Origin of the sequence: Actinomadura rifamycini DSM 43936, from assembly GCF_000425065.1 — a bacterium.
Taxonomy (GTDB): domain Bacteria; phylum Actinomycetota; class Actinomycetes; order Streptosporangiales; family Streptosporangiaceae; genus Spirillospora; species Spirillospora rifamycini.
Genome location: NZ_AULB01000012.1, coordinates 231309 through 244575 on the forward strand (window position 1 = coordinate 231309; position 13267 = coordinate 244575).

Consider the following 13267-nt stretch of genomic DNA (forward strand, 5'->3'; position numbering starts at 1 on the left):
CCGGCGCTTGGCCGCCGGCGGGCGGACCGGGGAACAGACCGGGGACGATTCCTGTTCAACTCACGGGTACCATTAGCAGTCGTTCAGAGTGAGTGCCAGTCCGGGGCCACCCGCCGGGCTGAGTCAGCTAGGAGGAACCGTGCCGACGTATCAGTACGTTTGCACCGAGTGCGGCGAGCCTCTGGAGGTCGTGCAGAAGTTCAGCGACGACGCGCTGACCGAATGCCCGGCGTGCGAGGGCAAGCTGCGCAAGGTCTTCTCCGCGGCGGGGATCATCTTCAAGGGGTCGGGCTTCTACCGCACCGACAGCCGCGGCTCCGGGAAGTCGACCGTGGGCTCCTCGTCCGGCTCGTCGAACGGCTCGTCGACCTCGTCGGGCGACTCCGCGAAGTCCGACTCGTCGGCTTCGTCGTCGTCCTCGTCGTCCTCGTCCTCGTCGAGCGGCGACTCCGGGTCGTCCTCGTCGTCGAAAGAAAAGGTCGCCTGACTTCGCCGAGCGGGCGGGGGCGCCGGCCGCACGGCCGCCGTCCCCGCCCTTCTCGCGCTTTCTGAGCCCGGACGGACGCCGCGCGCGTCCCGCGTGACGCCGGGCTCGCCCCGTCCCGTCCGCGGCGCCCCGCCCGGCGGTCGAGCCGTCGCTCCCGCCGCGCCCTCCGCCCCCCGCTCCCGTCGGACGTCATCCGAGAGGACCGGGCCGGGCCCCCGCGCCGTCCCTCCCCTGCCACCGCTCCCACTTGCGGTGACGCCGGCCCCCTCCTGCTTCCGGCGGAGCCGAGGGCGCCCCGCGCCGTCTCCCGGGCCCGCCGGGCCGCCCCTCTCCTACGCCTCCAGGCCGAACGCGGTCGCCGATCCTGCGCCCCTGGAGGTACCGCGAGTCGGTTCCCCCGCCCGACGCGCGAGCGGCCCCTCCGCGACGAGCATGGGTCCGAGGGGAACCGCGCGGACGGCGCAAGCCGCGGGCGCTCGTGAGACGACCGGCCACCATCGGCCGCGAGTCGAGATAGTACTTGACACCTCTCGGTGATCGAGGGACTGTGAGCGCCAACGCGATATATCGCGTTTTCGGCACCCCGCTCGACCAGCAGCGGAGAGGAACATGAGCGAACGCAGCCCGGCGCCCCCAGGCGCCCGCACCGACCGACTCGCCGGCTTGATCGCCGGCCGCCGCACCAAGTGGGCCGTCCTGGCCCTGTGGATCGTCCTGCTGGCCGCGCTCGGCCCGCTCGCCGGGAAGCTCGGCGACGTCGAGGAGAACGACGCGTCGTCCTGGCTGCCCGAAGGCGCCGAATCGACGCAGGTCGTCGAGTTGCAGGAGCGCTTCCGCTCCGAGGAGTCGATGCTCGCCGTCATCGTCTACGAACGGCCGTCCGGCATCACCGCGGCGGACCGCGCGGCGGTCGCCGAGGACGCGGCGGCGTTCCGCGCGCTGCCCGGCGCGGAGACCGTGCAGGGCCCGATCCCGTCCGAGGACGGGCGGGCGCTGCAGGTCCTCGTCCCCCTCACCGGCGAGGACACCCTCGTCGACGCGGTGGACGAGGCCCGCGACCTCGCCCAGCGCGGCCCGCCCGGCCTCGCGGCCCACGTCACCGGGCCCGCCGGCGCGGGCGCCGACCAGTTCGAGGTCTTCGAGAGCATCGACGGGTTCCTGCTGATGGCCGCGGGCGGCGTCGTCATCTTCCTGCTGCTGCTCATCTACCGCAGCCCGATCCTGTGGTTCGTCCCCGTCGTGAGCGCGCTGTTCGCCCTCGGGCTCGCCCAGTCGCTCATTTACCTACTGGCCAAGTACGCGGACCTGACGGTCAACGGGCAGAGCGCGGGCATCCTGACCGTCTTGGTCTTCGGCGTCGCCACCGACTACGCACTCCTCCTCGTGGCCCGGTACAGGGAAGAACTGCACCGGCACGAGGACAAGCACGAGGCCATGGCGTTCGCGCTGCGCCGCGCCGCGCCCGCCGTCATCGCGTCCGGCGCGACCGTCGCCGCCGGGCTGGTCTGCCTGCTGCTCGCCGCGATGAACTCGACCGCCGGAATGGGCCCGGTCGCCGCGGCCGGGGTGCTGACCGCGCTCGCCGCCATGCTCACGCTGCTCCCCGCGCTCCTGGTCGTCTGCGGGCGCTGGCTGTTCTGGCCGCTGATCCCCCGCTACGACGCCAAGTACCTGGAGCCCGAGGCGTACGAGGCGGAGCACGGCGTCTGGAGCCGGGTCGCCGCGCTCGTCGGCCGGCGCCCGCGCGCGCTCTGGGCCACCACCGCGGTCGCCCTGGCAGGTCTCACGCTCGGCCTGTTCTCCCTCAACGCCACCGGACTGTCGAACGAGGGGATGTTCACCGGACGTCCCGACTCCATCGCGGGCCAGAACGTCCTGACCGAGCACTACCCCGGCGGGTCCGGCTCCCCCGCCGTCGTCATCGCCCCGGGAGGCGCCTCGGACGACCTCGCGGCGGCCATCCGCGGCACCGAGGGCGTCGCGGAGGTCGGCGCGCCGCAGACCGCGGCGGGGCTCGTCCAGTACGAGGCGACGCTGCGGGCACCGGCCGACAGCGAAGCGGCGCAGCGGACCGTCGAGCGCCTCCGCGCCTCGCTGCCCGAGGACGCCAAGGTCGGCGGGACCACCGCCATCAGCGTGGACACCAACGAGGCGTCGTCCCGCGACAACCTCGTCATCATCCCGATCGTCCTGGTCGTCGTGTTCGGCATCCTCGTGCTGCTGCTGCGCGCGCTCGTGGCGCCGCTGCTGATGATGGCGACGGTGATCCTGTCCTTCCTGGCGTCCCTGGGCGCCTCCGCGCTCTTCTTCGAGCACGTCTTCGGCTTCGAAGGGGCCGACGCGTCGTTCCCCCTGCTGGCGTTCATCTTCCTGGTGGCGCTGGGCGTCGACTACAACATCTTCCTGATGCACCGCGTCCGGGAGGAGTCGCAGTCGCTCGGCACCCGGCGCGGCATCCTGCGCGGCCTGACCGTCACCGGCGGCGTCATCACCTCGGCGGGCCTCGTCCTGGCCGCCACGTTCGCGGCCCTGGTCACGCTGCCGCTGGTGTTCATGGTCGAGCTGGGCTTCGCGGTCGCCCTCGGCGTCCTGCTGGACACCCTGATCGTCCGCTCGCTCCTGCTGCCCGCCCTCGCGCACGACATCGGCCCGCGCATCTGGACGCCGAGCCGCCTCGCCCGCGAGGAACCGGCCGAAGAAAAGCCCGAAGTGCACCAGCTCGTCCACTGAATCTCCGGGCGGGGCACCGCGCCCCGCCCGGAGTTATCCACAATCCCGAACGCCCTGACGCCCCTCCTCCCCCGATGGCTAATGTCGGCCCCATGTCAACCACGGCTTCCCTCGGCGTCATCGGCGGCTCCGGCTTCTACTCCTTCCTCGACGACATCGAGGAGGTGCGCGTCGACACCCCGTACGGCCCGCCCAGCGACCCCGTCGCCGTCGGCGAACTCGCCGGACGCCGCGTCGCGTTCATCCCCCGCCACGGCCGCGACCACCGGTACCCGCCGCACCGCATCCCCTACCGCGCCAACCTGTGGGCCCTGCGCACCCTCGGGGTGAGGCAGGTCCTCGCCCCCAGCGCCGTCGGCTCCCTCACCCCCGACCTCGGCCCCGGCACCCTCGCGATCCCCGACCAGCTCGTCGACCGCACGTCCGGACGTCCGCAGACCTACTACGACGAGGGAGCCGCCGTCCACGTCTCCTTCGCCGACCCGTACTGCCCCCACGGCCGCCGCACCGCCCTCAAGGCCGCCCGCTCCGCCGGCTGGGACCTCGCCGACGACGGCACCCTCGTCGTCATCGAGGGCCCCCGCTTCTCCACCCGCGCCGAATCCCGCTGGTTCGCCGGTCAGGGCTGGACGCTGATCGGCATGACGGGCCACCCGGAAGCCGTCCTCGCCCGCGAGCTCGCGCTCTGCTACACGCCCCTGTGCCTCGTCACCGACCTCGACGCCGGCATCGAAGAAGGCGAGGGCGTCACGATGGACGAGGTCCTGCGGGTGTTCGGCGAGAACGTCGGCCGCCTCAGATCCCTCGCCGCCGACATCGTCACCGCGCTCCCCACCGAACGCGACTGCCCCTGCCCGAACGTCCTCGACGGCATCGACCTCCCCCTCCAACTCCCCTGACCCGCCGGATTCCCAGCCCGGCCGTCGAGTCGTCCCGCACCCGACGGCCGGGGCGAGCACACCCGAGCCCGCTCAACCCACCGGAGAAGCAGGTGACCCGCCCGACGCTCCCGCCCCGCCTGCGCCGACCGCTCGCGACACTGTTCGCCGCGGCCGCCGCGTGGCTCGCCCTGCTCACCCTGCGCCCCGGCCCGCCCCCGACCGTCCAGGTCCTCGCCGCCGCCCGCGACCTCCCCGCCGGAGCGACCCTGGCACCGTCCGACGTCCGTCCCGTCCCCTTCCCCGCCGGGGCCGCGCCGTCCGGCGCCCTCCGCTCGGGCGCCGCCGGACGCGTCCTCGCGGGCCCCATGCGCCGCGGCGAACCGCTCACCGACGTCCGCGTCATCGGCGACCGCCTGCTGCGCGGCCACGGCCCCGGCAAGGTCGCCGCCCCGGTCCGCATCGCCGACGCCGACACCGTCCGCCTCGTCCGCCCCGGCGACCGCATCGACGTCCTGGCCGCCCCGCCCGAAGGTCTCGCCGTCCCCGAACCACCCGGAGAAACCCCACCCGACCTCCCGCACCACACCCCGGCCGCCGCTCCCTCCGCCCGTCCGGCAGGCGACGCGTCACCGTGGGGCGGCGCGCGCGTGGTGGTGTCGTCCGTCCCGGTGATCGCAGTACCGGCCGCCGACGAGAAAGCGACCCGCGACGGCGCCCTCCTGGTCCTCGCCACCACCAGATCCCAAGCCTCCGCCCTGGCCGGAGCCCGAACGGACCTCTCCGTAACGATCGCCCCCACCTGAACCCCGGCCCCGAGGGCAGCCGACCGGCACGGAGGCGTCCGGCTTCACGATCACTCACCTGAGCGCGGGTGAAAGCGCTCAACCCGGCCGCGGGGGGATGGGTGCGACTTGGCGAAATGGGTGGGGAAACCATACGATCCGTGACCGTTCCGGTGCGTGCTGTTCGGGTTGTGCCGGGCGGTTCAGCGGCGCGTTCCTATGGGCGCGTCACCCCCGAGGAGTGGAGCGTTCAATGGGTGGTTTCAAGAAGTTCCTGCTGCGCGGCAACCTGGTCGACCTCGCGGTCGCGTTCGTGGTCGGCGCGGCGTTCGCGAGCCTCGTGAAGGACTTCGCCGACTCGTTCATCAACCCGCTGATCGCGCTGATCGGGGGCGAGCCCGACTACACCGGCCTCGCCGTGACCGTCAACGGGACGAAGTTCCCGTACGGGATCTTCCTCACCTCGGCGATCGCGTTCCTGATCACCGCGACGGTCGTGTACTTCTTCGTCGTGCTGCCGATGTCGAAGCTCATCGAGCGCATGGACCGCAACAAGGAAGTCACCGAGCGGGACTGCCCCGAGTGCCTCGGGAGCATCCCGGTCAAGGCGCGCCGCTGCCGGTTCTGCACCGCGGAGGTCACGCCCGTCCAGGCGTCCGTCTGAGGTCAGTGGGCGCTGTCGGTCCCGTACTCCCAGTGCCACGGTTCGAACGGATTGCTATAGGCCCACGCCGGGTGGAACCATCCGTACCGCTCGGCGTTGGCCTCCATCCACGCGAACTGGACGGACCCGGCGCTCTGGACGCCGCCGCACAGGTCCAGGGCCTGGCCCTTGCCGTGGTTGCTGGTTCCGGGGACGGCGGCGAAGCCGGGGCGGCGCGCGTAGACGCTGTGCTGCTCGGACAGGTTGCGGTAGGCGTCCGTCACGCACATCTCGCGGCCGAACCGCTCCTTGTAGGCGGTGTTCAGCTTGTAGAACCCCAGGGCGGCGTCCGCGCGGAGCTGGTGGCCCTTCTGCGGCAGGTCGCAGAGGTACTTGGACGGGATCAGCCCGTTCGGGAACCCCTTCGCCTCGGCCACCAGGCCCTCGTCGCACTCGAGCTGCACCCGCTTCGACCGGGGGAGGTCGCCGAGCAGGCCGTTGAGCTGCTCGGTGAGTTCGGCCGACCGCTTCTTGAGCGAGGCGATGTCCTGCTCGACGCGGGCCTGCTCGACCGCGTTGCTCGACTGCAGTTCCTGCGCGGTCGACGCGAGTTCGCGGTGGCGGCCCTGGAGGTCGTCGGCACGGTCCACAAGCGCCTGCTGCGTCTGCGCGAGCATCGTGACGTCCGCGGTGGAGCGCAGCACCTGCACCGGGCTGCCGCCGCCGAAGATCGCGAGGGAGCCGGTGGCGTCCGGATGCTGGTAGGACGTGTTCGCCAGCCGGGCCACCGGCTCGCGGATCCGGTTGAGCTCGGCCTCGGCCGCGGCCAGGTCCTTCAGCGTGGTGCGCAGCTTCTCCTGCGACTCCTTGAGGGCCTGCCGGCGGTCCTTCATCTCGCCCGTGGCCTTCTCCAGCTCCTCGCGGGCCTTCGCGGCCTCGCTGCGGAGCTTCTCGAAGGCATCGGCCGGGTTGTCGGCCGCTCTCGCGACGCCGTGCGCGGAGAATATCGCCATCACCAGGAAGACCGCGGTCAGCGCAGCCGACCGGGGGTTCGGCACGGTGGTTTTCCTCCTGATGCCCGAATGCGGATCAGCGCCAGAACGCTACCAGAACCGGGACGGGCACCCTGCGTCATCGCGGTGCCGATCCGGCGACGGTTCAGCGGTCGCCGCGGCCGCGCCAGCGGCACCACCGTTCGAGGAACGGGACGTCCTCCCACCTGCACTCGCGCCGCTCCCTGGACCGCTCGGCCCGCTTCGGCGCGGACGACCTGCGCGGCGTCGCGGCCGTCGGCGCGGGCGCCCGCGGCGGCGGCGGGGTGAGGGTGTCGGCCTGCGGCCCGGCCTCCGGCGCGACGTACTTCCCGTACGTCGGCTCCGCCGCCGGCGTCATCTGCTGGACGGGCGCCGCGGCGCGGGCCGAGCCGTCCCGGTCGCCCCCGAACGTGAACGCGCCGAGGGTCGCAAGGACCGGCACCACCACCAGCACGCCGATGACCGCCGCCCGTCTCCGCCGGGGCGTCCGCTCTTCGGCCGTGCCCGCCTCCGACTGCCCACGATGCCGACCCGTCACGGCACCGAAGCGTACCGAGGTCGTCGCACTCCGCCTAGCGCCATCCCCACAGATTCCGCGCACCGGATGTCAACTCATCCCACATCCGCCGCGATCGACGGGACAGGACGGGCGAAGGGGATAAGGACGCGCGTCATCGGCGCCCGTCCTCTACCCTGTAGGTGCCGTCCGCTACGCTCGTGCGGCGAGCGACGACCGGCCTCCGTAGCTCAGGGGATAGAGCACCGCTCTCCTAAAGCGGGTGTCGCAGGTTCGAATCCTGCCGGGGGCGCCACCACCGTCAGGGGCGGGGCATCGGGGGGACTTCGGGGTGGTCCACCAGGTCGGACGCCTCGCGGCGGATGCGGTCGCGGCCCCATGCGCCGAGCGGTTCGAGGGCCTTGTTGAGGGCGCGGCCGTGCTCGGTGAGGGAGTACTCCACGCGGGGCGGCACCTCGGCGTAGACCTTGCGGTGGATCAGGCCGTCCTCCTCCATCTCGCGCAGGTGCTGGGTCAGCATCTTCTCGCTGACGCCCGGGAGGCCGCGGCGGAGTTCGGCGAAGCGCCGGGTGCCGAGTTCGTCCAGTTCCCAGAGGATCAGGCCCTTCCACTTGCCGCTGACCACGTCGAGGGCGGCGTCGATTCCGCAGAAGTACGGTCCGCGCCTGGCCGGCTTCGTCATGCGCACCCACTAACTCGAAGGTAAGTACCCCAGAAGATAGTGGGTACTTCCGGGTTCGGCGGGACGGTTCCAGCATGGAGGCGACCGATCGACGATCAAGGAGTTGCTTCCATGGCGAAGACGCAGGCCCCCGTCGCGATGCTCGGGATGGGTGCGATGGGACGGGCGCTGGCCGGTGCGCTCGTGGACGCCGGGCGTCCGGTGGCGGTGTGGAACCGGACGCCGGGGAGGGCGGACGACCTGGTCCGGCGGGGTGCCGTCGAGGCCGGGCTGCGGGACGCGGTGGCCGCGGGCGGGCCGGTGGTGGTGTGCCTGTTCGACCACGCGTCGGTGCACGAGACGCTCGGCCCGGTGGCGGACGGGCTGTGGGGGCGCACGGTCGTGAACCTGACGACCACGACGCCGGGCGAGGCGCGGGAACTGGCCGTGTGGGCGGACGCGCACGGGATCGCGTACCTGGACGGGGCGATCATGGCGACGCCGCCGATGATCGGCGCTCCGGGCGGGCAGATCCTCTACAGCGGGTCCCGGGAGGTGTTCGAGGAGCACCGGGAGCTGTTCGGGCTGTGGGCGGACGCGGTGTACGACGGGGCGGACGCCGGGACGGCGTCGCTGTTCGACCTCGCGATGCTGGCGGGGATGTATCCGCTGTTCAGCGGGTTCCTGCACGGGGCGGCGATGGTGCGGGCGGCGGGGATCACGGCCGCGGAGTTCGCCGCGCGGGCCGCGCCGTTCCTCGCCGCGATGACCGGGGCCCTCCCGGAGATGGCGCGGGTCGTGGACGGCGGCGGCAGCGGCGACGCGGGGCAGAGCCTCGACTGGACGGCCGCGGCGCTGGACGCGATCGCCCGGGCGAGCCGCGAGCAGGGCGTCGAGCCGGTGCCGGTCGAGATGGTCGCGGGGCTCGTCCGGCGGCAGGTCGAGGACGGGCACGGCGCCGACGACTTCGAGCGGATCATCGAGAGCATGCGGGGGTGACGGGGAACGCGCCGGATCCCCGAGGGGACCGGCGCGTTCCGTGCGCGGTCAGTGCCGTCCGGGGGCGCGGACGGCGACCTCGGACAGGACGGCCCACCCGTCGGCCTGCGTGATCTCGACCGCGATCCGGTCGATCGGTGCGCCGGGGGCGGCGGGGAACCAGGTGAGGTCGTCGCCCCAGCGGACGCGGTGGTCGAGTTCGCCGACCGTCCGCCACGTGCCGTCGGCGGCGCGGACCCGGACCGTCGCCGCTTCGGCGTGGCCGGGCTTGAGGGAGACGCCGATCTGGGCGGCGCGGGTCGGCCGGTCGAAGGCGAGCGTGTACCGGGCCGGTCCCGACCGGGGCGCCCACGCGGCGTCGTTGTAGCCGACGACCCCGTCGATCGCGCCCGCGGGGCCCACGTCCGGCCGGTCGGCGGCCGTGTACGTCAGGTCGGTGTCGATGGTGAGGCGGCCGGCGGCGTGCAGGGCGGCCAGGTCGACGCGCCTCGGGTCGGGGCGGTCGGGACGGATGCCGTGGACGTCGACGAAGTCGCCGATCAGGCGGCCGGAGGTCGAGTCGTAGCCGAGCACGAGGACGCGGCCGGGCCGCACCTCGGCGACCGCGGGGTTGGCCTGGTCGCCGGTGCCGGAGTCGTAGACGAGGTCGCGCGGGGCTCCGGTCCACGAGCGTCCGGGGTCGCGCAGGACGGCGCCGACGGTGCCGCGGCGGCTCGTGAAGCGGCCGGAGAGGTCGCCGTAGGCGAGGAAGACGTCCCCGTTGCGCAGGACCTCGGTGTGCGCGGAGGACGTCACCATGTCGATCTCGGCGGGCGCGCTCCAGGTGCGGCCGCCGTCGCGGGACCAGGATTCGCGCGAGCGGACCGCGCCCATCGTGGAGGCCGCCGTCCCGATGCGGAGCAGGGCGTGGACCGTGCCGTCGGGCAGGACGGTGAGGACGGGCTCCTGGAAGTGGGTGCCCTCCTCGGCCCCGATCGTCGCCTCGGTGCCGGCGTCCCACGTCTCGCCGCCGTCCAGGCTGCGCACGACGGTGGCGCGCTGCCAGCGGTCGTCGGGGACGGTGCCGTAGAGGGGGATGACCAGTTCGCCGTCCGGCAGTTCCTTGACCTGCCCGTGGCTCGCCGCCCAGCCCAGCTCGTAGGTGTCGACGATGTCGGACTCGCCGCTCATCGCGGTGCCCACCGCGACGGGCTCGGACCAGGTGGCGCCGCCGTCGTCGCTGTGCCGGACGAACGTGCCCATCGGCTCGGCGGGCGAGACCGAGTAGTCGATCTGGAACCAGCTCAGGACGAGCCGGCCGGACGACAGCTGGGCGATCATCGGGTCGCGGTCGTCGTACGGGGAGTCGTGGGCGACCGCCGGGGAGGTCCAGGTCCGGCCGCCGTCGCGGCTCGTCAGCATGAGGAGCCGGCCGTCCTGTCCGGTGTGCCCGGCCCCTTCGCGGACGACCGTGAAGAGGGATCCGTCGTGGAGGCGCTCCATGTTGGGGAAGTGGAGCTTCTTCCCCGGGGCCGCCTGTCCCACGATCACGTCGGGCCGGTCCGGGGTCGAGGCGTCGGGCGGGGCCGCGTGCGCCACGGCGCCGGACAGGGCCGGCAGGAGCGCCGCGCCCAGGGCGATGGACATCGCTCGTTTGAACAACATAAGCCCGGATAAAACACGGAATATCATTCCATGTCAATGGATCCGGGCTCATGCGTTTTCAGTTTTGCGACCGTGGCACAGGATTCAGTGGCGGGCCTCGATCGGGTGCCGTTCTACGGCCGAACCGGCGTCCACGAAATGTACGGCGCTCCACATATTGGTCGTGCCGCAGGCATGGTTGGGAATGATGCGCAGCAGGTCCCCCACGCGAAGCCTGGACGTGCCGGGGCCGGTGAGGTAACCGTGCTCCTCGTTGGCGTTGCCGAAACGGATTCCTTCCATGGGCACGCCGTCGACGTCGCAAACGATGCCGAGAATTCCGGCCGTGGCGATGGTGTCGGAACTCATCGCTTTGATTCCCGCGTCGATGATGACCGTTCCGGGGCGCTGGGCGCTGGTGACGCGGGCGAGCACCGTCTGCGCGCACTGCTCGACCCGCGCGCTGCCGAGCCCGACCTGGTTGGAGTCGTAGTAGACGTACGTACCGGGACGGGCCTCGGTGACGCCCTCGGCGAACGGCGCGGACGTCGCGCCCGGCGTGGAGCCCACCGAGACCAGCGGGCACGCGTGGCCGTCGGCGCGCAGCGCCTCGGCGACCTGGACGAGCGTGCGCCCCGCCAGGTCGCCCGCGGCCTCCAGCCCGGCGCGGTCGGAGCCGTGCGCGGCGAGATGGCCCTCGTGGGTGAGGACGCCCCGCAGCTCCAGCGCGGGCAGCGCGGCGATCGCGGCGGCGGCCGCCACGGCCCGGTCGGGATCGACGCCCGCCCGGTGCAGGCCGGTGTCGACCTCCAGGACGAACGGCACGGCGACGCCCGCGGCCGCGGCCGCCCGGGACAGCGGCCCGGCGGCCTCCGCCGAGTCCAGCGCGACGGTCAGCCCGCCCCGCCCGGCGGCCCGGACCGCGAAGTCGACCTTCGCGGGCCCGACGGGCTGGTGCGCCCACAGCAGATCCGCGACCCCCGCGTCCTGCAGCAGGGCGACCTCGGCGGGCGTCGCGCAGGTGAACCCGACCGCGCCGTGGGCGAGCTGGCGGCGGGCCACCGCCACGCACTTGGACGTCTTGAAGTGCGGGCGCAGCGCGACGCCGGCGCGGCCGACGGACGCCGCCATCGCGGCCAGGTTCGCCTCCATGCGGGCCCGGTCGACGAGCAGGGCGGGGGTCGCCATCTCCGCCAGCGGCACGTTCACGCGAGCCCCATCGCCGGACGCGGGTCGCCGTCGAGCAGCCACTCGACGGTCTCCGGCCTGATCTCGGGGAAGCCGGACGGGCGCCGCCCGACCATCTCGCGCAGCCCGGCCACGGCCTCGGCGGGCGTCCAGAGCGGGTAGTCGGAGCCGAAGACGAGCCGGTCGACCACGTCCCACTCCTGGGCGCGGGCCAGCGCCAGGTAGCCGTCCATCGGGCGGGCCCAGCTCGCCGACACGTCGGAGTACACGCGCCGGTTCTTGCGCAGCGTCACGATCGTCTCGCGCTGCCACGGATGGCCGAGGTGCGCGATGATCTGGACGAGGCCGGGGTGCCGCCGCGCGACGTCGTCCACCACCAGGGGGTTGCTGACCGACAGGTCCCCGGCCGGGCTCGGGGTGGCGCCCATGTGCCACAGGACGACCAGTCCCGCCTCGGTCGCGGCCCGGTAGAAGGGGTCGTACGCGGTGTCGGTCGGGTCGAACAGCGCCAGCACCGGGTACAGCTTGATGCCGCGCAGCCCGCGCCGGACGCCGTCGGCGAGCTGGTCGAGGACGTCGGGGTCGGTCGGGTCGAGCGCCATGAACCCGATCGTGTCCGTGCGGGTCTCCGCGCAGAAGCGCTCGGTGTGGTCGTTGGGGGTGAGGACCCCGGCGGCGGTGGCGCGGATGCCGAAGACGCACGCGGCGGTCACGTCCGCCATCGCCCGGTCGTAGTCGGCCGGGCCGAACTCGTGGGCGCCCCGGCCGTACACGGGTTCCCAGTGGTCGTCCCACTCGTGGCCCCAGTGCTCGGGGCGCTGGCAGTGGGTGTGGAAGTCGATCAATTGTCCTCCGGTGTGCCGGGTGCGCCGGAGCGCAGCGACGAGTGCAGGTGTTCCAGGGCCGCGACGACGTCGGCGTCGGCCGCGAGGGCCGCTGCGGCCGCGCGGAGCCGGTCCAGGTGGGCGGCGATCCGGTCGTCGCCGAACTCGGCGGACGGCCCGGACACGCTGACCGCCGACACGCAGACGCCGTTCACCTCGACCGGGACCGCGACGCAGCGCAGCCCGACGCTGCCCTCGTTGTCGTCGAGGGCGTACCCCCGCTCGGCGGTGGCCGCCAGGTCGCGGGCGAGGGCGGCGGACGTGGTCAGCGTCATGTCGGTGCGGCGCGGAAACGGCTCGGGCGGCAGGTGCGGCGCCCGGCCGGCGGCGGGGACGCGGGAGAGGAGCATCTTGCCGAGGCCCGTGCAGTAGGCGGCGTCGCGGGTGCCGGGCAGGATGTGGAACCGGATCGGACGGTCGGGTTCCCGGACGCACACGTGCAGGACCTCGGGCCCGTCCAGCACCCCGAGGTTGGCGGTCTGCCCGGTGTCCGCGGCGACCCCGGCGAGGTGGGCGCCGGCGATCTGGGACAGGTCGAGACCGGACAGGTAGGCCGTCGACAGCGCCAGCGTCTTGTGCCCGAGCCGGTACGCGGGGCGCTCGTCGGCGCGCACCACGTACTCCATCTCCTCCAGGACCGCGAGCAGCCGCACCAGGGTGCTCTTCGGCAGGCCGGTGTCGGCGGCGAAGTCGTTCAGCGTCAGCGTCGCGCCCTGCGCGGCGAGCCTTTCCAGCAGGGCCAGCCCGCGGGCCAGCGCGTTGGCGTGGTAGTTGGCCGACGCCGGGCGGTCGTCGTCCACGTCGCGGCGGCGTGCCGTGGTTCGTGCCATGGGTGCCT

General features: G+C 73.3%; 13 protein-coding genes and 1 tRNA gene. 7 read left to right on the forward strand and 7 right to left on the reverse strand.

Going from position 1 to position 13267, the window contains the following annotated elements; genetic code table 11:
* Nucleotides 1-139 precede the first annotated feature (139 nt).
* The 5 genes from H505_RS48890 to mscL all read left to right on the forward strand — a co-directional run bounded on the left by H505_RS48890 (nt 140) and on the right by mscL (nt 5544).
* Nucleotides 140-487: an FmdB family zinc ribbon protein gene (locus H505_RS48890; RefSeq protein WP_034517704.1), complete on the forward strand. Its 348-nt coding sequence runs from the start codon at nt 140-142 to the stop codon at nt 485-487.
* A 609-nt stretch (nt 488-1096) separates the two neighbouring features.
* Nucleotides 1097-3217, forward strand: coding sequence for an MMPL family transporter (locus tag H505_RS0112730; protein WP_026402301.1), 2121 nt, complete (start codon nt 1097-1099; stop codon nt 3215-3217).
* Nucleotides 3218-3309: 92 nt separating this feature from the next.
* Complete coding sequence (locus H505_RS0112735; RefSeq protein ID WP_026402302.1) at nt 3310-4116, forward strand: S-methyl-5'-thioadenosine phosphorylase; 807 nt, start codon at nt 3310-3312, stop codon at nt 4114-4116.
* 92 nt (nt 4117-4208) lie between these two features.
* The gene (locus H505_RS0112740) at nt 4209-4901 is read left to right on the forward strand and encodes an SAF domain-containing protein (protein WP_026402303.1); all 693 of its coding nucleotides are present in this window, start codon (nt 4209-4211) and stop codon (nt 4899-4901) included.
* A 232-nt stretch (nt 4902-5133) separates the two neighbouring features.
* Entirely contained in the window at nt 5134-5544 is a 411-nt protein-coding gene (gene mscL / locus H505_RS0112745; protein ID WP_026402304.1) for a large conductance mechanosensitive channel protein MscL, read from the forward strand.
* Nucleotides 5545-5546: 2 nt separating this feature from the next.
* On the opposite strand, the gene H505_RS41510 is transcribed toward mscL, so the two are convergent.
* A complete protein-coding gene (locus tag H505_RS41510; protein ID WP_034517708.1) occupies nt 5547-6581 on the reverse strand; it encodes a D-alanyl-D-alanine carboxypeptidase family protein in 1035 nt (344 codons plus the stop codon).
* A gap of 100 nt (nt 6582-6681) precedes the next feature.
* Nucleotides 6682-7095, reverse strand: coding sequence for a hypothetical protein (locus H505_RS0112755; RefSeq protein WP_157432977.1), 414 nt, complete (start codon nt 7093-7095; stop codon nt 6682-6684).
* 198 nt (nt 7096-7293) lie between these two features.
* Between H505_RS0112755 and H505_RS0112760 the strand changes: the two genes are divergently transcribed.
* Nucleotides 7294-7369 (forward strand) — tRNA-Arg (locus H505_RS0112760).
* 6 nt (nt 7370-7375) lie between these two features.
* Here the strand turns inward: H505_RS0112760 and H505_RS0112765 are convergent.
* A complete protein-coding gene (locus tag H505_RS0112765) occupies nt 7376-7756 on the reverse strand; it encodes a winged helix-turn-helix transcriptional regulator (RefSeq protein ID WP_026402306.1) in 381 nt (126 codons plus the stop codon).
* Between the two features lie 111 nt (nt 7757-7867).
* On the opposite strand from H505_RS0112765, the gene H505_RS0112770 reads away from it, so the two are divergent.
* Entirely contained in the window at nt 7868-8734 is an 867-nt protein-coding gene (locus H505_RS0112770) for an NAD(P)-dependent oxidoreductase (protein WP_026402307.1), read from the forward strand.
* 48 nt (nt 8735-8782) lie between these two features.
* Here H505_RS0112770 and H505_RS0112775 read toward each other — a convergent pair whose 3' ends face one another.
* From H505_RS0112775 to H505_RS0112790, 4 genes are all read right to left on the reverse strand, one after another.
* Nucleotides 8783-10360 carry a sialidase family protein gene (locus H505_RS0112775; protein WP_026402308.1) on the reverse strand — a complete coding sequence of 526 codons (1578 nt, stop codon included), beginning with the start codon at nt 10358-10360 and terminating at the stop codon, nt 8783-8785.
* Between the two features lie 102 nt (nt 10361-10462).
* Entirely contained in the window at nt 10463-11566 is a 1104-nt protein-coding gene (locus tag H505_RS41515; protein WP_051300599.1) for an alanine racemase, read from the reverse strand.
* Nucleotides 11563-12390, reverse strand: coding sequence for an amidohydrolase family protein (locus tag H505_RS50580; protein ID WP_034517710.1), 828 nt, complete (start codon nt 12388-12390; stop codon nt 11563-11565). The genes H505_RS41515 and H505_RS50580 overlap by 4 nt, the downstream gene beginning before the upstream one ends.
* Entirely contained in the window at nt 12387-13259 is an 873-nt protein-coding gene (locus H505_RS0112790; RefSeq protein ID WP_084550164.1) for an IclR family transcriptional regulator, read from the reverse strand. The genes H505_RS50580 and H505_RS0112790 overlap by 4 nt, the downstream gene beginning before the upstream one ends.
* Nucleotides 13260-13267 lie beyond the last annotated feature (8 nt).

Bases quoted from the DNA above. Each gene is read 5' to 3' on its own strand.
- H505_RS0112775 (WP_026402308.1), bottom strand. From the start codon at position 10,360: ATGTCCATCGCCCTGGGCGCGGCGCTCCTGCCGGCCCTGTCCGGCGCC.
- H505_RS0112765 (WP_026402306.1), bottom strand. From the start codon at position 7,756: ATGACGAAGCCGGCCAGGCGCGGACCGTACTTCTGCGGAATCGACGCC.
- H505_RS0112730 (WP_026402301.1), top strand. From the start codon at position 1,097: ATGAGCGAACGCAGCCCGGCGCCCCCAGGCGCCCGCACCGACCGACTC.
- H505_RS0112790 (WP_084550164.1), bottom strand. From the start codon at position 13,259: ATGGCACGAACCACGGCACGCCGCCGCGACGTGGACGACGACCGCCCG.
- H505_RS0112770 (WP_026402307.1), top strand. From the start codon at position 7,868: ATGGCGAAGACGCAGGCCCCCGTCGCGATGCTCGGGATGGGTGCGATG.
- H505_RS0112735 (WP_026402302.1), top strand. From the start codon at position 3,310: ATGTCAACCACGGCTTCCCTCGGCGTCATCGGCGGCTCCGGCTTCTAC.
- mscL (WP_026402304.1), top strand. From the start codon at position 5,134: ATGGGTGGTTTCAAGAAGTTCCTGCTGCGCGGCAACCTGGTCGACCTC.